The organism is Periweissella ghanensis, from assembly GCF_918814755.1.
GTDB lineage: Bacteria > Bacillota > Bacilli > Lactobacillales > Lactobacillaceae > Periweissella > Periweissella ghanensis.
Genome location: NZ_CAKKNT010000001.1, coordinates 42,658 through 60,303, shown reverse-complemented (window position 1 = coordinate 60,303; position 17,646 = coordinate 42,658). Strand labels below are relative to the sequence as shown.

Genomic DNA, 17,646 nt, shown 5'->3' with positions numbered 1-17,646 from the left:
CAAAATTAATGAGTGGTTTCAAGTTAAAGCGTGAATTTAATATAAGAGCGATCATCAAATGAGGCTAATTTACTAGTGAATCCCTTGGTTGCTTTAAAAGTTGCCACAAGGAGGGGATCATCTTGGCGTAATTGTTGCAAGGTCGTTTCAGTTTCAGCTAAAGATGCTTCTAAGACCGGGTAACCATCTGAAGCTAGGACAATTGTTTGCGCATCCGCGACTGCCACAATTTTAATTTTTTCTGGTAAGGCCCCAATGCCATCTAAGACTAAATAACCAAACTCAGAAGTCGTATTTGCTAAGTTGGCTTGCAATTCTAAAAAGGGGAGGATTGCTTGGCGACCGGGATCTTCTGCCAATGGAGAAACTTTTTGGTAATGATTAGCCTGGTAAACAAAACTCCGTAAATCAGCCAACAAGGTATCAATTTGTTTACTATTATTATAGTAAACACCATCGACTAAACAATGGCAGTCACCGAAGAACCAAATTTCTTGCTTGGCGACACTATAAATGATGCAATTTACTTGTAATCGATCATTGGGATGGTCCCGAAAATAGGTAATATCTTGATAGCGTGTTTTAAGACATTCGTTTAAAAACGCATACATTTCATACGCATTAAAATTTTTATTAGCATGTCGGAGCGCGAACGTTAAGGTTTCACGAGCTTGGACGCCAGGGGATGGTGACCAGAGCCCCTTAGTCGATTTATTAGTTACCCCATCAATAACCGCGATATAATTGGCGTTATGAAAAATCGCATCTTCGTTCAGGGCTGGATTATTACGCTTGGATGCGGTAAATTCTTCGATTATTTGCATTTGGACCCCCGCCTGGATAGTTGAGGCTGTCAAAACTATCACAATGATTTATATAACTATATGATACAACGATTACCGTTAAATATCACTTATTTTTAGGAAAAACTTAAAGTTGAATAAACTAACTGTTAATATAACCGGAAAGCAAATAAAAGGAGCTGTGACAGCAGTCGGGCGATATCGAGAAATACACTAAAAATCCTCTATGAAGAAAATTCTTCATAGAGGATTTTGTCGTATTTCGAATATATCGGACTTCTGGAGCGCGTTTTGGTAGCAATTTAGTACTTGAAAAGGGTTATGTCACAATCCTTTTCACTACAATAAAATTATTTATTACGCGTGGCAATGCGGGAAATTAAGTAAACACTAGCTTCAAAGATGGCAATGAAGAAACTAACTGGCCAACTAGTGTAGTAACCAAGCGCTAACCCAAGCCAAACGCCTAAAATTGCTTGGATAACCGCAAATAAAATCATTTTGTTAACTGATTTACAGAAAATTTGCGCGGTTGCGGCAGGTAAAGTAAGTAAAACAAAAATTAAGAGGGAGCCCACAATTTGGGCCGCCACACTAACACTAACAGCCATAATTACTAAGAATAGTAATGAAATTAAGTTGGTGTTGTTGTATTGGATTGAAGCGCCGACAGCATCAAATGAGTCAAACTTTAACCGGCGGTAGATTAAGAGCATAATCAACAACACGATAATTGAGATTGAACAAATTTGGATCACGTTTTGCACACTAATTCCGACGATACTCCCAAATAAGATGCTCGTTGCAAAGGATGCGTTTTTATTAGAAAGGGATAAAAATAACACCCCCGCCCCCATGAAAGCGGCCGAAACAGCACTGGTGGCTACTTCACTCCGTTCTCGTTGCACACCTAAGCCATGAGCAGCAAAGGCACTAAGGACGGTAGCTAATAACATCCCATTTAACGGTGAGAAGTTAAGCAAGAGGCCAAAGGTTGCCCCCGAAAAACCGATTTCTGATAACGCGTGCCCTAAGAAGGCTAAGCGGCGGGCAATTACAAAGACCCCCAACACCCCACATAAGATTGCCACGGTGGTTCCGGCAAAGTAGGCGTTTTTCATGAATTCAAGTGCGAACAAAATAATTCCTCCTATTATATAACGACGGCTGTTGTGGTAACAAAAATTCGGACGATGAAAATCATCATCCGAATTAATGGGGCCGCCGCCACAAAAATATCTATCTTTATAAATTTACACAGAATTGGTAAATAGTCAAATTATTTTCCTAGTTTTGCTTGAATCTTTTCAACTTGTTTAAATTGACTAGTCATCCATTGCACGTAATCTTTACCAGCTGGCATTGTTTCAGTTACGTCAACGACTGGGACGTTGTGTTCGTGGGCTAATTTAACTAATTGCACAACGGTCTTGTCAGATGCTTGGGTGTTTTGGACGAAGAAATCAATCTTGTGGTGAATAATGTCTTCTTGCATGGCTGCGACATCTTTTGGTGCAGGGTCAGTACCATTTTCAACTGAATCAGCAAAGCTTTGGTTGTTAACTTTGTAGTTCATTTCGTCTAAGGCATATGTGAAAACTGGTTCACTGACATCAACGCCTTTACCATCGCTACCAGCTTTAAGTTTACTGATTAATTGATCAACTGGGGCAAGGGTTGCGATGTATTTCTTAGCGTTGGCCTTGAAGTAATCAGCTTTCTTAGGGTCCATCTTGGCAAACTTAGCAGCTAAGTAATTGGCCAATGCAGGCATCGTTTGTTGACGGTACCAAAGGTGGGGGTTGTCACCGTTTTTCTTACCAACGATATCTTCACCAACGTGAATGTTCGTTGCTTTACTGTTATTTTGGGCTAATTTATCCATCCAAGTGTCGTAACCAATCCCGTTTGATAATAACACATTGGCCCCAGCCACTTGTTGCGCCACTTTAGTTGTTGGTTCATAATCGTGGGGATCAACATCGGGGTTATCAATAATTGAAGTAACGGAACCTTGGTTACCAAGGACTGCTTTGGCAACTTCACCGTAAAAGTCAACGGTAGAAACAACTTTGATGGCATGTGCATTATTGCTTGAAGTTGCGCTCTTATTTGAGCTACATGCTGCTAAGGTAAAGGCGGCTGTGACGGCAAGGGCGCCGACCGCTAATAATTGCCATGATGATTTTTTTGAATGAAACATTGATTTCTCCTCTTTATAACAAAATATGCATTTTTAAAATTACCAAAGATGTGATATAGTAAATGGTAATTAGTACTATTTAACTTTACCATAGAATGTTTATTTGTAAATAGTAAAAATTACCGTTTAGGAGATTTTTAATGAATTTAAATACTGAAATCGATTTGGATCAGGCCGTTCAAATCATGAAAAAAGGCGGTTTAAAGGCAACTAAACAACGCTTAGCCTTGTTACAACTTTTATTTGAAAAAAAAGATTTTTATCAAACATTAGCGGAATTAACCAAACAAATGCGGGAACAATTCGCCAAAATGAGCAATGAAACGGTCTATCGCAATATCAAAGAGTTAGAACAACTCCAAATTGTGGAAACCCGCTTATTTGATAATGGTGTCCGGGCAAAATTCCAATGTGACTTCAATAATACTAAACATGCCCACTTCATTTGTGAGGTATGTGGTCGGATTATTGAAATTGAACAACCTGATATTACGGCGATTTTGACACGCTTACCAGGCTTTGCCATTGAACAGGAGCATTTTGAATTGATCGGTAAATGTGCGGATTGTCAATTAGCAGCTAGTTCTAAATAGGGCACAAAAAAACCAAGTAATGAATTTTCATTACTTGGTTTTTTATTTGTTTGATTAACGGATACGACCAGCAAAGTTTGCTTGACGAGCCATACCACCGATTTGTGTACCAACACCTGGTTCAAGGGCGCTAATGAAGCGACCGTTACCAAGTGAGATAGCAACGTGGTAAACTGTACCATTTGGTAAAGTCCAGAACAACAAGTCACCGGCTTGGGCTTGTGAAGTTGGGATGCGGTCAGTAGCAGCAGCTTGCATACCTGATTGGTGTGGCAAGTTGATACCAAAGTGGGCCATTACGTAAGTAACTAAACCAGAACAGTCAAAGGCTGATGGTGATGCAGCACCCCAAACATATGGAGTACCAATGAAGTTAAGCGCGTATTGAGCAGCAGCGGCTGCACGTTGGCTAACTGATTGGTTGTTGCTTTGTTGTGGAGCTGGTGCTGAAGTTTGTTGTGGAGCTGGCGCACCTGCTGGGGTGTTGTTTTGGTTTGAAGAAGCACCAGCATAACCAGGTACATTGCTTGAACCAGCGCGCACGATCAACTTTTGGCCTACATAAATGTAGTTAGGGTTTGAAAGGTGGTTTAATTGCATTAATGAAGTAACTGTTGTGTGGTTACGCATAGCAATTAATGAAAGGTAGTCACCTGATTGAACAGTAACTGTAGTAGCAGCGTTGTTGTTTGATTGTGATGAACGCGCTGGGGCAACTGGTGGCACGTTAGTCTTAGCAGGCGTTGGTGCTGGTGTGTTAGTTGCAGTTGTGTTCAAACGTTGACCAACGAAGATCAAGTTAGGGTTAGTGATGTGGTTTAACTTGATTAAGTCAGCTACAGTAGTGTGGTTACGGTAAGCAATTGCTGAAAGTGAATCGCCTGACTTAACAGTAACTGTGTCGGCGTTAGCTGCAACAACAGTTACCCCTAAAGTAGCGGCAGTAGCGATGGTAGTTAAAACAGTTTTCTTGATGGAATTATGCATATTATGATCTCCCCAGATAGACATATTAATTTTTTTAAATTTAGTTTGCGCATCGATTAAAAACCTGCGACTTTGTTTAATGTCTTTTTAATATAGGTATATTTTACCGCGTTATTGTTACTGTTAAATGCTATTAAAGTTACAGCTATATTACATAGTTCGATAATTAAGAGGTAATAGTCCAATAAAAGCGATTAAATAACTGCCCTTAATATTTTTTTAATGAAATTTATTAGTTTTGTATCAAAATTACTTAAATTTATGAAAACGGTTAATTAGTTGCGCTAGTAGGCAAGTGAGGCTAAACGTGCACCCAGTTGCAAGCCCTAAGCATATACGAAACAAATTACTAACTCAAAACCCAAGTTATTGCTAGTTAGCTAGCTAAAACGTGCAAACCAAACCAAGCACCTGTGCCTACCGTCACATAGCTAAGATACTAAGCCCGTATCTTTTGCTATGCGGCAGTAGTGCTCGCTGCTTACCGGCTTGGTTTGCACTCTCAAAAAAAAAGAGCATGTAGCAAAAGCCTACATGCTCGACAGACGTATGATGAACTAGTGTAAATTGGGGTAAAAACTAGTTAGGAAGTCATAGCTTGGGATGACTACTACCTTCCCTACAACATATAATAGCACTTATTCTATATATACCTAATAATCTGCTTGATAATCAAAATTAATTAACTATGACCCACAAAAATAGCGAAAATTAGGATTAATAATACGAGTACCGTAATGGCGACATAAATATAATCGGCTTCTTTAATGAAGGCAAAAATTGACACGATCACGCGTAAAGCAGGCGTCAAAATTAATAAAAACAGGCCAAACATCATAATCGCGACTGGTTTCAATTGGGTCATCCCCGTGAGAATGCTACTAAAGCTAGTTGGCCAAGTGTCGGCTGGGTAGCCTGATTTGCCAGTAATAATTAAGAGTACGAGGCCAATTAGCATCACTAAACCAGCAAGCCCAACGCCGACCCGTAAAACTTTTCCAATAGTGCGCTCAATTTGGTTTAATTCGGCTTTTAAAGTATCGTTTTCATGTGGCATTAGATGTTAACCCCCAAACCTTTCAAGATTAATTGCACACCAATAATTAACAAGACGGGGATGAAAATCATCCGCAACACGCGGGCAGGGAGGAGTTGCATCACGCGTGAACCCACGGTTGAACCACCTAAAATCCCTAAGGCAATCGGCACGGCAATTACGGGATTGATCGAGCCGTTAAAGAAATAAACGGTGGCACTGGCCGTAGCGGTCACGCCCATCATCAAATTACTCGTTGAACTGGATGGTTTGAGGGGCATTTTCATCATGCCATCCATGGCCATGACTTTAAATGATCCCGAACCAATCCCAAGTAAGCCAGACGCTAACCCAGCCCCAAACATAATTAAAGCCCCGCCGGGAATTTTTTCGACTTGGTAATCAACTTGTTGTTTGAGCTGCTTATCATAGTAAGAACTATTCAACCGTAACTTAGCCGCCAGCGGATCATGGGCGGTTGAAGGAACTTCACTTGCGGTGCCGCGTAATTTACGGTACATATTCCAAGATTGGAAGACTAGGAGACAACCAAATAATAGAAATAAGACCGTTGCATTGAATATCCCGGCCAAAATGGCCCCGGTTAAAGCGCCAATCGTCGTAAAAATTTCTAATAACATAGCGACACGGATGTTTAAAACGTCATCCTTTAAAAAGGCGATGGTGGCCCCAGAACTCGTGGCAATGACGGCGATAATACTGGCCCCAATCGCGTATTTAATATCCATCCCCATTACTAACGTTAGCACCGGGGTCACGATAATTCCGCCCCCAAGGCCCAAAATGGCGCCCGCAAAACCAGCGACCACCCCGACAATTAGCATGAGCAAAGCTTGTAATAACATAAGCAATCTCCTTTGATACTGAATTCACAAACGTTGTTAAGTATACGGGAGGGCTACGCGAAGTACTAGCGAAAGACGGATTAACGCGGTGAGTTTATGAAATTATTAAATAATGCAAAAAGCCTAATAAAAGGTTCAAGATTGACTAAATTCGGGGTTTTAAAGTTCATTTAATGGAATATCAAGTAAATGTTTGGTAAAGTTCTTTTATTGAACTTTTTTAGATTTGAGGTTGTTATGCAAAAAACAAAAATAAAAATTGGCATTAGTGCATTCATCTTTATCGTGTTAATGCTCTTGGTAGTAACGCACCATGCGACGGGGATTGATAACTGGGGCTTTAGCCTTGATCATGGGGCTTTACTAAGTCCCAATACGCCATGGATGCTCGAAATTACTTACATGTCAGAACCGGCAATTTGGCTGGTGATGTTAAACTTAATAATGCTCTATCTGTTTTTTAGCGCTAAAAAACAGGCCTATGCCTTATATATGGGGTTATGGCTTGATGGGGCGGTGATTATTGCCACCGTAATTAAAATCTTGGTCGGGCGCCACCGGCCACTACATCAATTAGTTTTGGATACGGGGTATTCATTTCCTAGTATTCATACAATGACAGCGGCCATTTGTGTTTTGATGTTTTTAGCATTATTTAAAACCCATAGCTCTAAATACCGCGTCTTTCAAATTCTTGGTTTAGTTTGGGTCATTACCGTGGCCGCCTCACGCGTGTACTTGCGTAACCACTATCCAAGCGATGTCCTTGGCGGCGCAACATTAGCATATCTCTGGACAAACCTTTTATGGTATATTAATCAGCGATGGTTACATATTATTAAATAAATGGAGAGGTGGCCATGTTCCAGTTGCTAGCCGTAACGGTAGGGCTTTTTATTAGCACCAATTTAGATGACATGGTAGTTTTACTACTATTAAATGAAGAAATTATTAATCGGCGCTTGCGGGTACGCGAGGTAATGTATGGCCAAGTGGCCGGTATACTAGTGATTGGGGCAGTTAGTTGGCTCGTTAGTATTGGTTTAAGCCAATTTGCACCTAGTCTGACCCGGTGGTTAGGGATTTTACCAATCTTAATTGGTTTAAAAATGCTCATTACTAATCTACGTAACACACCTGGGGATGAGCAAACGATCCCGGTTCAAACCAAGTCGTGGCAAAATGTCCTGGCAATCCTAGGGTTAACGTTAGCGGGTGGCGGCGATAACTTAGCCGTCTATATTCCGGTGTTACAACATACAACGCCAATCCGCGCGGCGGTAATGATACTCTTATTTATCCCGCTAACACTTGGCTGGATTGGACTGTCAATTTTAATTGCCCGCATACCACCGATTAAATGGGTACTGGCACAATATACGGATAAATTAGTTCCCGTAATTTTTATCGGACTCGGGATCTTATTACTATTTAATATAGCTTAAATTAGTGCTTAAAGTAAAAAGGCTGGAAGAATTTTCTTCCGGCCTTTTTATTTTAACGTAAGCGTTTAAATAGTGGTTCCATAATCAAGGGGGCCAAGACCGTCGTTAAGGTTACAACAGCGGTATAAAATGTAAACTGGCTGGTGGTGATTAACTGACTGGCCAAGCCGGCCGTTAAGATGACTAGCGCCATTTCACCGCGCGCCACCATTCCACTACCAATTGCCGCGGCCGTTAAATTTGATAAGCCACTCCATTTGCTGGCGATATAAGCGCCTAACATCTTGGTGGCCACCGCAATAAGGGTCCAAATTATTAGCGGGCCAAACATTGGTATTAAAGTTGCCACGTTAATTTGGGCCCCAATACCGGCAAAAAAGAGCGGAATGACTGTCCAAGTAGCCGCGGTAATAAGGTGGTGATTAATCGTGGCTAAACGGGTAACGCGGCGACTAATAAAGCCTAGGATAAACCAAATTAATGGTAAGAAGTTGGTTAAATTGACCCCAGCGCCACTGGTTACGAAGGTGACAGCGGTTAAACCAAGAATGGCGATCATATCATCAATAATCGCAGCTCCTAAAATAATACTTCCGATGCGTGAACCGAGTTGGTGATGGGTGCCTAACACCGCGAGTGTGATTGAAATTGATGTGGCCGCAAAGACTAAGCCACTAAAGCTAGCGATTAATAATGTTTGATGCAACCACAATTCAATCGCCCAAAAGACCCCAAAGGGAACAAATGCGCCGAGCCACGCCACCCGATTAGCAATGCTAAAATTGGCTTTTAAAGCTGCGGCATCAACTGCGAGGCCCGCTTCATACATTAGCAACCAGACGCCTAATTCACTGGCTAAATGGAGCCAATCCATGGGCAAGCTAAGATTCAATAGGCTGGGGCCTAATAATAAACCAGCTAACATCTGGCCAATTACGGCCGGTAAGTTAACCTTAGTGACTAACCAACCACCAATTAAGGCGGCGATAACTAAACAAAAAATTGCGAACATAAATTCCTCCAAATAAAAAAGTGATCGCCAAGTACCAACTAGCTCCCCGACTAGTTAATTCTTGAAGATCACTTCAACCGATAAATATATTAAGGGAAGCATAACATAAAAAGTGCGCGTTGGAAAGTGTAATGAAAATCAATAAATTGATGATTATAATTGCATAAATGGGGTATAGTGTTATCCGTTAATAAAATTTAGGAGGAATTTCACATGCAAGGAGATCCAGAGAACTCCAAGGGTTGGCATCGCACCTTTATAACCTGTTGGCTCGGGTGTTTTATCACCGGGATGGGTTTTTCAATGACGATGCCATTTTTACCATTATTTATTGGTACTTTAGGCCAATTCAGTCGCTTTGAATTGAATTTGTATGCGGGTATCGCATTCTCAATTACATTCTTAGCCCAAGCAATTATTTCACCGTTGTGGGGTAATTTAGCCGATTTAAAAGGTCGTAAGTTGATGTGTTTACGGGCATCAGGTGTGATGGCGTTTACTATTTTTGCGACCGGCTTAGCCACCAGTGTCTGGATGGTAATTATTTTACGGACGCTGCAAGGGTTATTTTCCGGGTATATCAACAATGCCACAGCTTTGATGGCGGGGGAAACGGGGCGCCATCATTCGGGATCAGTCATGGCCAAAATGATGACGGCCAATGTGTCTGGTAATTTACTCGGCCCCTTATTTGGCGGTGCCTTAGCCGATTTATTCGGGTATCGCGTGCCATTTTTTGTGACGGGGATTTTGATGGCCGTCGCGTTTGTTTTGACGATTGTCAACGTTAAAGAACACTTTACGCCCATTGAAAAGCAAGCGATGAAGCCCTTTAAGGAATTAATGCACGAAATTAAGCAACCAAACTTAATCTTTACGATGTTTGCGACCACGATGATCGTTCAATCAGCTTTAATGTCAATTAGTCCCATTATTGCGTTGTTTGTTAATCAATTAATGCACGGCCATGGTAACGTTTCGCTAGTTAGTGGGGTTGTGGCAGCGATGCCAGGTTTCGGGACGTTGTTAGTTGCTGGCTATCTTGGGCGTAAAATGGATAAAATTGGCCCCGAAAAAATTCTGGTTGGGGGATTGATTTTAGCAATCCTGTCATTTGTACCGATGATTTTTGTCAGTTCACCGTGGAGCTTAGCTAGTTGGCGCTTTGTTTTGGGGATGGCCAATGCCGGGTTATTGCCCGCGGTGCAAACAATCTTGACTCTTGATGTGCCACGCGAATCATTTGGGCGCATCTTTAGTTACAACCAAGGTTTTCAATCAATCGGTGGCGTTGTGGGACCATTACTAGGCGCCGGGATTTCTGGGGCCCTTGGCTATGCATTTGTCTTTGTCGCTACGGCCTTGTTATTGGCGGTAAATTTAGGAATTATTTTTATCCAACGCCAAGCTTTGATTAGTAGTAACCAAGCCAATCAAAAGGCCAGTCAAGCCGTTGGCAAAATGGCGTTAAAGTCGTAAATCTGCATTTAAAAATTAAATACGATATTAAATGAAAGAACTTGCTTACGAGCGGGTTCTTTTTTAGGATAACTAATTGACTTATAATTAATGGCTAGTAAAATAAATTAATTAATTATTAATTAAATGAAAGAAAATGGAAATATGCCTAATTTACATAAGCTCCAACCGCCGCATTTTGCCGGCATTGATTACATCAAGGTCGTCGCGTGTTTTTCAGTTTTACTTGTTCATTTTCGCTTGAATGTCCAATATACCATTCCTGCCAATACGTTTGGTCGGTTCGTCGCTTTATTTATGGCGACGGATTATGAATTATTTATTACGAGTGTGCCCTTATTTTTTATGTGTACCGGATATTTGATGTTGAATAAGAAGTTCAGCTATGATTACTACATTAAGCTCGGGAAAGTTTTATTACTATACTTAATGTGTAGCTTGTTGACTTATGTTATTTTAGTCGCCATCAAGCACCAAACCTTAGCGGTCCACCAAATTTGGGATGGTATTCGGACGTACCAATTAATTGGCTATGCCTGGTATGTCAAAATTTATGCTACGCTATACTTGTTGATTCCGTTCATTAATTTGCTCATTGCGCGCTTTAATGAAGCGAATAAATATTGGTTATTAGCGTTGATTGGCGTCTTGATGTTGGCCGTTGGGTTACCAACACCACTATCAACGGGGTTTGGCATTAATTTCCCGATTAATTATCATGTAATTTACCAACTATATCCATATGTTTACTATTTAATTGGGGCCTACTTACGGAAGTTCCCCATTAAAATTAATTGGCAGTGGTTGTTGAGTGTTGAAATTTTAACGACGGTGGCTGGCATTGGCATCAATATGCTGCGCCGTGCGCCATTTGTTGGTGGGGCAGAAGGTAATTATCCATCATTACTAGTAATGGTCCAATCACTTGCGTTATTTATGTTAATTAATGCGCTAGCCAACCGCCCAACTAAATGGGTTAGTTGGTTGAGTAAATATACGTTACCAATTTACTTAATGTCGTTTGTTGTTGATATGTATATCTACCCATTTTTCATTCATCTTTTGGGGAGTGGTAAAGCGACCATTCCGTATGCCTTAGTGATTGGGATCGTGGTGTTTGGCCTTAGTTTAGCCTTAACGCTTATTGCTGAAGCCGTTACGAATTTCATCTGGCCATATCTTTACCGCGTCTTAGGGATGCCCCAAATGTTATGGCGTAAACCAGTAAAAGTAAGTCAGTGAATTATGCGGATGTCCAATATGGGCATCTTTTTTTATTTCCAAAGCCCAAACTTGCATTATTACAAAAATATTAAGATAATATAAAGAAGAATTGTTAACCGTAATTTATTTAATGCTGACATGCTAATTTAAGCTACATCGATTAAGAAAGTAAGAGGTTTAATTAATATGGCCGCTGAACCTGATTATAATTCCAAACAATGGCGTGCAACATTTTATACGATGTGGTTTGGATGTTTTATGACTGGCTTTGGGTTTTCAATGACGATGCCATTTTTATCATTATTCACTGGCAGTTTAGGTAACTTTAATCGCTTTGAATTGAACTTGTATTCGGGGATTGCCTTTGCGATTACGTATTTGGCCCAAGCGGTGATTTCGCCGTATTGGGGGAGCTTAGCCGACCGTAAAGGGCGGAAGTTGATGTGTCTGCGGGCCTCAGGGGTCATGACGGTAACGATTTTACTAACCGGCTTAGTTAGTAACGTTTGGCTCGTGATTTTACTGCGGCTCGTGCAAGGGTTATTTTCGGGCTACATTAATAACGCCACGGCGCTGATGGCTGGTGAAACGAAGAAAAGCGAATCCGGGGTTGTTATGACTAACATGATGACCGCCAGTGTGAGTGGCTCGTTGCTAGGACCACTCTTTGGCGGTGTTTTGGCCAATTATTTTGGCTACCGCATTCCATTTATTGTCACCGGGGTGATCATGGCAATTGTGTTTATCGCGACGTGGTTTAAAGCCGATGAACACTTTACGCCAATTCCCGCTAAAAATATTAAGCACGGGGCTGATTTTTGGCATAGTTTGGGTGACACCAAGTTGATTTGGGTCCTTTTGTTGACAACGTTGGTGGTGGAAACCGCCCTCATGTCCGTGGGACCAATTATTTCGTTATTTGTTGCCGAATTAATGCACGGGCATGGCGATATCTCATTAGTTAGTGGGATTGTGGCCGCGATGCCAGGGTTTGGAGCGATTTTAGTGGCCCGTAAAATTGGCCATAAAATGGATACAATTGGGGCCGGTAAGATCTTATTTGGTGGATTGATCTTGGCAACCTTGTTCTTCATTCCGATGTATTTTGTGACTAATCCATGGACATTAGCGCTATGGCGGTTATTACTGGGGATGGCCAGTGCAGCAATGTTACCAGCCGTGCAAACTGCTTTAACCGTTAGTGTGCCGCGTGAGGTTTTTGGCCGGATTTTTAGTTTTAATCAATCTGCCCAAGCAATCGGTGGGGTCGTGGGACCAATGCTTGGGGCGCTGATTTCGGGGATTTTTAGTTATCAGGAAATTTTTGCGGTGACAGCAGTGCTACTATTAATTAATCTAGTGGTGTTATTCTGTATGCGCAGTCATTTAGTGAGTTTACGAAAATAATTAGTTAAAACCGCCGTTGTAGGCAACTTATTTTTTGCAAACGGTTACTTTTATTAAGTTCTGCGGCATTTTCTTAATAATTACCGTAACCATCAAGAATTCTGCTAAAGTAAAGGTAAGCGTCACTGCGATTGTGAGAGAGCGCATTGATTAGAAGGTTTTAAAAACCAACTTGACGCATAAGAGAGTGCCTAATTTTTTAAATTTTAGGCAAAAGGCTTGGATTTTTATTTAATCCAAGCCTTTTTAATTTTAAAATTAAATTATTAAAAATACTGAGTCTTTATTTGTGCTTTATTAAATTTTTTAGGTTATAATAGGACTTGTTAAACGTTTACCACGAACGTTGACATTTAGTAAGCGAATCGTTATATTTGTAGTGTACTAAAGGGGATTTTAATTAAATTAGGGGGCACACTTATGAAAATTTTGATTATTGGCGCAACTGGCATGGCCGGAAGCGCACTTACTAAATTAGCTCACGAACATGGGCATACTGTGGTTGCTAACGGACGCAATCAAGACAAGTTAGCACAATTAGCACATGATAATGCTGGCATTGAAGTGCTAGCCCAAGATGCGTTTACGTTAACGAAGGACCAGTTGGTGGCGTATGATGTCGTGATTGATGCGTTTGCGACAGCGCCAACAACCGCATATTTACACATTGATTTAGCGGCACACTTAGTGCATGAACTTCGGGGGGAGGACATGCCACGAGTAGCCTTTATCTTGGGGGCCGGTAGTTTAAAGCACGGTGATCATTTGGTGGTTGACGAAATTTTAGCTGATGAAAGTACTTTACCATGGCGGGCCGTACCACAAGCCCAATTGGTCGAGTTAGACTTATTACGATCAGTTGATAACGTTAACTGGGTAGGGTTCTCTCCCGCCCAATTGTTCACCGCAGGGCCAGCGAGTGATAAACCACTCTATGGAACTGAGGACGTGCTTTTTAATGCCAATGGTGAATCAGTTACAACTTCAGGTACGATGGCGGTGGCAATTTTAGCAGAACTTGAACAACCAACGACAACGCGGGGGCGGTTGACGGTTGCGAATGGTTAAAATTGGCTACTCAAAAAAGTAATGTTATTTATTATGAATTTCTTACATTTGAGCTAGATAATACCGCAGAATTTTGTTTCATGGTTATAATTAAGTCAGAATTTCAAAGGAGACTTAATTATGACACAAGCATTAAACTTAGATTTAGCAAAAACAGCGTTGGTTGTTGTTGACGTTCAAAAAGGAATCGTGGGTTATGATAATATCGCACCAATCGATGGTCAAACTTTAGTAGCTCGGAACAACGAATTGGCGGACGCTTTTGCTGCAGCTGGGGCAACCGTTGTGTTAGTTCGGGTGCGTAACACTGGTCGTGAAGGCTTCAACCCATTGACGGATGCACCACATGCGGCTGCTAAGCCAACTGATGAAAGCTTTGCTGAATTGGCCCTTGATGTTAAGGATAACCAAGATGCTGATGTTGTGATTGTTGACAAGCACAACTGGGGAGCTTTCCACGGCACTGATTTAGATACACAATTGCGTCGTCGCGGTATCGATACAGTTGTCTTGACGGGGATTGCCTCATCAATTGGGGTTGATACCACAGCCCGTGAAGCCGCTCAAGCTGGTTACAACGTGGTCTTTGTACCTGAAGCCATGACGGACTTAAGCTTACGCGCCCACGAATTCGTGACGGAAGTGATCTTCCCTCGTTTGGGTAAGAGCCGGACGGTGGCGGAAGTATTGGCAGCGGTAAAATAGAGTGCGAAAAGCCGTGCTTGCGGCTTTGAGCACGTTTAGGCTCAGCTGACTTAGGCGGAATTGTCTGGTCATTCGAGCACGTCTTGGCTCAGCTGCCTAGAACAGCTTGCGGCTTTGAGCACGTCTTGGCTCTGCTGACTTAGGCGGAATTGTCTGGTCATTTGAGCACGTCTTGGCTCTACTGCCTAGGCTTCACCAACACAAATATTGCTAAATTAAAACCGTCGAGCAACATGCTCGACGGTTTTTTTAGTGTGCAAATAAGTTAGTCAACCTTTTCAACCGCGAGTTCATTAATGAGTTCGTGATGTTGTGGGAAGCGCGCGTGTAATTCAGCTTGGCTAAATAGTTTGAAATCAGCAAACGTGAAGCCAGGAGCGACCATGCAACTAACTAGCGCATAATCATCACCAGCGGCAACCGATGAGCCAAAAATGTGCCCATGATTAACCGTGTACTGTAAGACATCACCAGCGGCTAAATCTAAGCCCACCGTGGTTTTTTGGTAGGCACCATCTGGTAAAATTTCATGGACTTGCAGTGATGAGCCATAGTGGAAGTACCAAACTTCATCAGCCGTTAAAGCATGTAAATGCGAAGGGCTATCAGCGGTGAGTAAAAAGTAAATATTTGTGTATAATGGGCGGTCTTGCTCAGCTAACCAAACGTTTGCGGCCGGTAATTCTTTGTAGTAACCACCTTCAGGATGGGGGATTAAGCCGAGTTTTTCAATCCAATATTCTTTTGGAAGCATCATATAATCTCCTTTAAGTTAATAATTAAATTATTTCAATAATCCTAGCGGCTGTCAAATTTTTCTTAATGTTTTCTTAATGGTATGTATTGCATACTATTGGTTTGTGTAGTAGTATGTATTACATACCATAGCAGGAGGATGACATGGCAGAAAATGTTTCAAGTCAATTGTTAAAAGGGGTGCTCCAAGGAATTATGCTCGTCATTTTAGCTAAAGAACCCAACTATGGCTATGGGATTACCAAAGCGATGAATGACTATGGTTTGCTAGCAATTCCCAAAGGTACGATTTATCCATTATTAACTAGTATGACCAATAAAGGGTTGCTATCAACCGAAATGCACACGGCTGCAAGTGGTCGTGATCGCAAATATTACTATATTACTGCGGCTGGGTTAGCCGAGAAAACGAAATTTATTAGTGAATGGCACGAATTAGTTGGGATTGTCGATGGCGTTGTGAAGGGAGAATAATACCATGAGAACTAGTGAATTAATTGAAAAAAATAATGAATTACGTCAGTTATTAAATCCTGAAAATGAACAGTTTTACAGTGATTTTTTAGTTTATATGCGATTAAAATCATTTAAACAAAACGAGTTTAAAAGTGAAACGCTGTTACTCGAAATTCTTAATGATATCCTCGATGCCCAAGATGAAGGAATCAGTGCAGCGCAATATTTTGGTAAAAATCCGATGCAAGTGGCTGATGAGTTATTAAAGGTTGAACCAATGTCATGGCGAGAAATTATTAAATTAATTGCCCTAGTGGTGGGGAATTTACTAGCATTGGCTTTCTTACCATCGTTGCTTAATCCGAGAGCAACTCTCGATGTTGGCCAATTTTTATTGATAGCGGTCTACATAATTGGCCTAATTATCATAGGTATTAAGTACTTAGCGACAATGTTTTATCAAGCTAAACAAAAAATTACGAATAAATTTTTGCAATTGTTATTACAATTAAGTGCCTTCGTGGTGGTCGGACTACCGGTTTGGGGATTATTTTACTTAAAGACGCCATGGCGGTTTATATTTAATGGCTGGCCAAGTATTACCATCATTGGTTTGGTTTTACTAACACTCACGATGTGGTACTTTAAAATTGATAAATCAGAAAGCTGGCCAATTTATTTAACGGGCCTTGGTTTTGGTATTTTTGGTATTTTAATGCGCTTGTAAATGTTAACGGAAGGTTTATTTTAATTAAAGGAGAACAAACCGATGAGAACCAGTGAATTAATTGAAAAAAATAATGAACTACGGCAGTTATTAAATCCTGAAAATGAGCAGTTTTATAGTGATTTTTTAGTTTATATGCGCTTGGCGAGTTTACTACGTTCAGAATTTAAGATTGAAACGATGTTACTAGAAATTCTTAATGATATCCTCGATGCTCAAGATGAGGGGACGAATGCGGCCCAATATTTTGGTAAAAAACCTAAGCAAGTCGCCGATGAGTTATTAGCGGCGACACCAATTTCAACGCGCGAAATTTTAAAAGTTGCCGGGATTGTCGTAACGGTATTGTTATTTGTTACTTTCTTACCATTATTAGTTGCCCCAACGGCCACCTTTGATTTGGGCCAATTGCTCATCCTTGTTGGTTACGTTTTAATTGTTATTTTAGGAACGTTCAAATACATTGCCCACACGATTTATCAAACAAATGCTAAGGCCCCCAAATTAGGGCGTTGGTTATGGCCTGGGGTGGTGTTACTCGTATTTATGGTTCCCGCCGTGGCTATTATGTGGGTGCACACTCCGTGGCAATTTGCGATGGCCGGGGTGACGGGTGCCAGTGTGATTGTGGTGTTGATGACGATAATGACACTTTGGTTTTTGAGTATTCGAGGAAAAAAGCCATTCTTCTCAACTTATCTTATTAGTATGCTATGTGGGATTGCGGGGCTCGTGTTACGGATTCCCGCCGTTGAACAGCTGTATTTAGCTAATCAAAATCGGCACGTTCCTGGGGGGTTCCTCTTGGTCGGATTGTTGCTGATCTTGATTATCGGCAATTTGGTGCGACTCTGGTGGCACCGTAAAAATAAGTGATTA

The 17,646-nt window shown here is 41.2% G+C and carries 19 protein-coding genes; 11 read left to right on the top strand and 8 right to left on the bottom strand.

What is annotated here, in order from left to right; translation table 11 throughout:
• Positions 1-23 precede the first annotated feature (23 nt).
• The 3 genes from LQZ76_RS00310 to LQZ76_RS00300 form a co-directional block, all read right to left on the bottom strand.
• Positions 24-824, bottom strand: coding sequence for a hypothetical protein (locus tag LQZ76_RS00310; RefSeq protein ID WP_230097780.1), 801 nt, complete (start codon positions 822-824; stop codon positions 24-26).
• A 329-nt stretch (positions 825-1,153) separates the two neighbouring features.
• Positions 1,154-1,942: a metal ABC transporter permease gene (locus LQZ76_RS00305; RefSeq protein WP_230097779.1), complete on the bottom strand. Its 789-nt coding sequence runs from the start codon at positions 1,940-1,942 to the stop codon at positions 1,154-1,156.
• A 140-nt stretch (positions 1,943-2,082) separates the two neighbouring features.
• Positions 2,083-3,006, bottom strand: coding sequence for a metal ABC transporter solute-binding protein, Zn/Mn family (locus LQZ76_RS00300; RefSeq protein WP_230097778.1), 924 nt, complete (start codon positions 3,004-3,006; stop codon positions 2,083-2,085).
• Positions 3,007-3,146: 140 nt separating this feature from the next.
• Between LQZ76_RS00300 and LQZ76_RS00295 the strand changes: the two genes are divergently transcribed.
• Entirely contained in the window at positions 3,147-3,599 is a 453-nt protein-coding gene (locus LQZ76_RS00295) for a Fur family transcriptional regulator (RefSeq protein ID WP_230097777.1), read from the top strand.
• A 54-nt stretch (positions 3,600-3,653) separates the two neighbouring features.
• Here the strand turns inward: LQZ76_RS00295 and LQZ76_RS00290 are convergent, their stop codons facing one another.
• The 3 genes from LQZ76_RS00290 to LQZ76_RS00280 all read right to left on the bottom strand — a co-directional run bounded on the left by LQZ76_RS00290 (position 3,654) and on the right by LQZ76_RS00280 (position 6,488).
• Positions 3,654-4,586, bottom strand: a complete 933-nt coding sequence (locus LQZ76_RS00290) for a LysM peptidoglycan-binding domain-containing protein (protein ID WP_230097776.1) — start codon at positions 4,584-4,586, stop codon at positions 3,654-3,656.
• A gap of 682 nt (positions 4,587-5,268) precedes the next feature.
• Positions 5,269-5,643, bottom strand: coding sequence for a DUF1634 domain-containing protein (locus LQZ76_RS00285; RefSeq protein WP_230097775.1), 375 nt, complete (start codon positions 5,641-5,643; stop codon positions 5,269-5,271).
• Positions 5,643-6,488, bottom strand: a complete 846-nt coding sequence (locus LQZ76_RS00280; RefSeq protein WP_230097774.1) for a sulfite exporter TauE/SafE family protein — start codon at positions 6,486-6,488, stop codon at positions 5,643-5,645. Before LQZ76_RS00280 ends, LQZ76_RS00285 begins: the two co-directional genes overlap by 1 nt.
• A 237-nt stretch (positions 6,489-6,725) precedes the next feature.
• Here LQZ76_RS00280 and LQZ76_RS00275 point away from each other — a divergent pair, with 237 nt between their 5' ends.
• A complete protein-coding gene (locus tag LQZ76_RS00275) occupies positions 6,726-7,334 on the top strand; it encodes a phosphatase PAP2 family protein (protein ID WP_230097773.1) in 609 nt (202 codons plus the stop codon).
• Between the two features lie 14 nt (positions 7,335-7,348).
• Entirely contained in the window at positions 7,349-7,933 is a 585-nt protein-coding gene (locus LQZ76_RS00270) for a cadmium resistance transporter (protein ID WP_230097772.1), read from the top strand.
• A gap of 52 nt (positions 7,934-7,985) precedes the next feature.
• Here the strand turns inward: LQZ76_RS00270 and LQZ76_RS00265 are convergent, their stop codons facing one another.
• Entirely contained in the window at positions 7,986-8,945 is a 960-nt protein-coding gene (locus LQZ76_RS00265; RefSeq protein WP_230097771.1) for a cation:proton antiporter, read from the bottom strand.
• Between the two features lie 213 nt (positions 8,946-9,158).
• On the opposite strand from LQZ76_RS00265, the gene LQZ76_RS00260 reads away from it, so the two are divergent.
• The 5 genes from LQZ76_RS00260 to LQZ76_RS00240 all read left to right on the top strand — a co-directional run bounded on the left by LQZ76_RS00260 (position 9,159) and on the right by LQZ76_RS00240 (position 14,828).
• On the top strand, positions 9,159-10,424 hold the full coding sequence (locus tag LQZ76_RS00260; protein ID WP_230097770.1) for an MFS transporter: 1,266 nt from the start codon (positions 9,159-9,161) through the stop codon (positions 10,422-10,424).
• Positions 10,425-10,550: 126 nt separating this feature from the next.
• Entirely contained in the window at positions 10,551-11,666 is a 1,116-nt protein-coding gene (locus LQZ76_RS00255; protein ID WP_230097769.1) for an acyltransferase, read from the top strand.
• Between the two features lie 168 nt (positions 11,667-11,834).
• Entirely contained in the window at positions 11,835-13,055 is a 1,221-nt protein-coding gene (locus LQZ76_RS00250; RefSeq protein WP_230097768.1) for an MFS transporter, read from the top strand.
• 420 nt (positions 13,056-13,475) lie between these two features.
• Complete coding sequence (locus tag LQZ76_RS00245) at positions 13,476-14,123, top strand: NAD(P)-dependent oxidoreductase (RefSeq protein WP_230097767.1); 648 nt, start codon at positions 13,476-13,478, stop codon at positions 14,121-14,123.
• Positions 14,124-14,243: 120 nt separating this feature from the next.
• Positions 14,244-14,828 carry an isochorismatase family protein gene (locus tag LQZ76_RS00240; protein WP_230097766.1) on the top strand — a complete coding sequence of 195 codons (585 nt, stop codon included), beginning with the start codon at positions 14,244-14,246 and terminating at the stop codon, positions 14,826-14,828.
• Between the two features lie 265 nt (positions 14,829-15,093).
• Here the strand turns inward: LQZ76_RS00240 and LQZ76_RS00235 are convergent, their stop codons facing one another.
• Positions 15,094-15,585, bottom strand: coding sequence for a cupin domain-containing protein (locus LQZ76_RS00235; protein ID WP_230097765.1), 492 nt, complete (start codon positions 15,583-15,585; stop codon positions 15,094-15,096).
• A 143-nt stretch (positions 15,586-15,728) separates the two neighbouring features.
• Between LQZ76_RS00235 and LQZ76_RS00230 the strand changes: the two genes are divergently transcribed.
• From LQZ76_RS00230 to LQZ76_RS00220, 3 genes are read left to right on the top strand one after another with little or no spacing between them, the layout of a single operon-like run.
• Positions 15,729-16,058, top strand: coding sequence for a PadR family transcriptional regulator (locus tag LQZ76_RS00230; protein WP_230097764.1), 330 nt, complete (start codon positions 15,729-15,731; stop codon positions 16,056-16,058).
• Between the two features lie 4 nt (positions 16,059-16,062).
• Positions 16,063-16,767, top strand: a complete 705-nt coding sequence (locus tag LQZ76_RS00225; RefSeq protein ID WP_230097763.1) for a DUF1129 domain-containing protein — start codon at positions 16,063-16,065, stop codon at positions 16,765-16,767.
• A 42-nt stretch (positions 16,768-16,809) separates the two neighbouring features.
• On the top strand, positions 16,810-17,643 hold the full coding sequence (locus LQZ76_RS00220; protein WP_230097762.1) for a DUF1129 domain-containing protein: 834 nt from the start codon (positions 16,810-16,812) through the stop codon (positions 17,641-17,643).
• Positions 17,644-17,646: the final 3 nt, after the last annotated feature.

Excerpts from the sequence above, each read along its gene's own strand:
- LQZ76_RS00310 (WP_230097780.1), bottom strand. The coding sequence starts at position 824 with ATGCAAATAATCGAAGAATTTACCGCATCCAAGCGTAATAATCCAGCC.
- LQZ76_RS00300 (WP_230097778.1), bottom strand. The coding sequence starts at position 3,006 with ATGTTTCATTCAAAAAAATCATCATGGCAATTATTAGCGGTCGGCGCC.
- LQZ76_RS00295 (WP_230097777.1), top strand. The coding sequence starts at position 3,147 with ATGAATTTAAATACTGAAATCGATTTGGATCAGGCCGTTCAAATCATG.
- LQZ76_RS00290 (WP_230097776.1), bottom strand. The coding sequence starts at position 4,586 with ATGCATAATTCCATCAAGAAAACTGTTTTAACTACCATCGCTACTGCC.
- LQZ76_RS00285 (WP_230097775.1), bottom strand. The coding sequence starts at position 5,643 with ATGCCACATGAAAACGATACTTTAAAAGCCGAATTAAACCAAATTGAG.
- LQZ76_RS00280 (WP_230097774.1), bottom strand. The coding sequence starts at position 6,488 with ATGTTATTACAAGCTTTGCTCATGCTAATTGTCGGGGTGGTCGCTGGT.
- LQZ76_RS00275 (WP_230097773.1), top strand. The coding sequence starts at position 6,726 with ATGCAAAAAACAAAAATAAAAATTGGCATTAGTGCATTCATCTTTATC.
- LQZ76_RS00270 (WP_230097772.1), top strand. The coding sequence starts at position 7,349 with ATGTTCCAGTTGCTAGCCGTAACGGTAGGGCTTTTTATTAGCACCAAT.
- LQZ76_RS00265 (WP_230097771.1), bottom strand. The coding sequence starts at position 8,945 with ATGTTCGCAATTTTTTGTTTAGTTATCGCCGCCTTAATTGGTGGTTGG.
- LQZ76_RS00260 (WP_230097770.1), top strand. The coding sequence starts at position 9,159 with ATGCAAGGAGATCCAGAGAACTCCAAGGGTTGGCATCGCACCTTTATA.
- LQZ76_RS00255 (WP_230097769.1), top strand. The coding sequence starts at position 10,551 with ATGAAAGAAAATGGAAATATGCCTAATTTACATAAGCTCCAACCGCCG.
- LQZ76_RS00250 (WP_230097768.1), top strand. The coding sequence starts at position 11,835 with ATGGCCGCTGAACCTGATTATAATTCCAAACAATGGCGTGCAACATTT.
- LQZ76_RS00245 (WP_230097767.1), top strand. The coding sequence starts at position 13,476 with ATGAAAATTTTGATTATTGGCGCAACTGGCATGGCCGGAAGCGCACTT.
- LQZ76_RS00240 (WP_230097766.1), top strand. The coding sequence starts at position 14,244 with ATGACACAAGCATTAAACTTAGATTTAGCAAAAACAGCGTTGGTTGTT.
- LQZ76_RS00235 (WP_230097765.1), bottom strand. The coding sequence starts at position 15,585 with ATGATGCTTCCAAAAGAATATTGGATTGAAAAACTCGGCTTAATCCCC.
- LQZ76_RS00230 (WP_230097764.1), top strand. The coding sequence starts at position 15,729 with ATGGCAGAAAATGTTTCAAGTCAATTGTTAAAAGGGGTGCTCCAAGGA.
- LQZ76_RS00225 (WP_230097763.1), top strand. The coding sequence starts at position 16,063 with ATGAGAACTAGTGAATTAATTGAAAAAAATAATGAATTACGTCAGTTA.
- LQZ76_RS00220 (WP_230097762.1), top strand. The coding sequence starts at position 16,810 with ATGAGAACCAGTGAATTAATTGAAAAAAATAATGAACTACGGCAGTTA.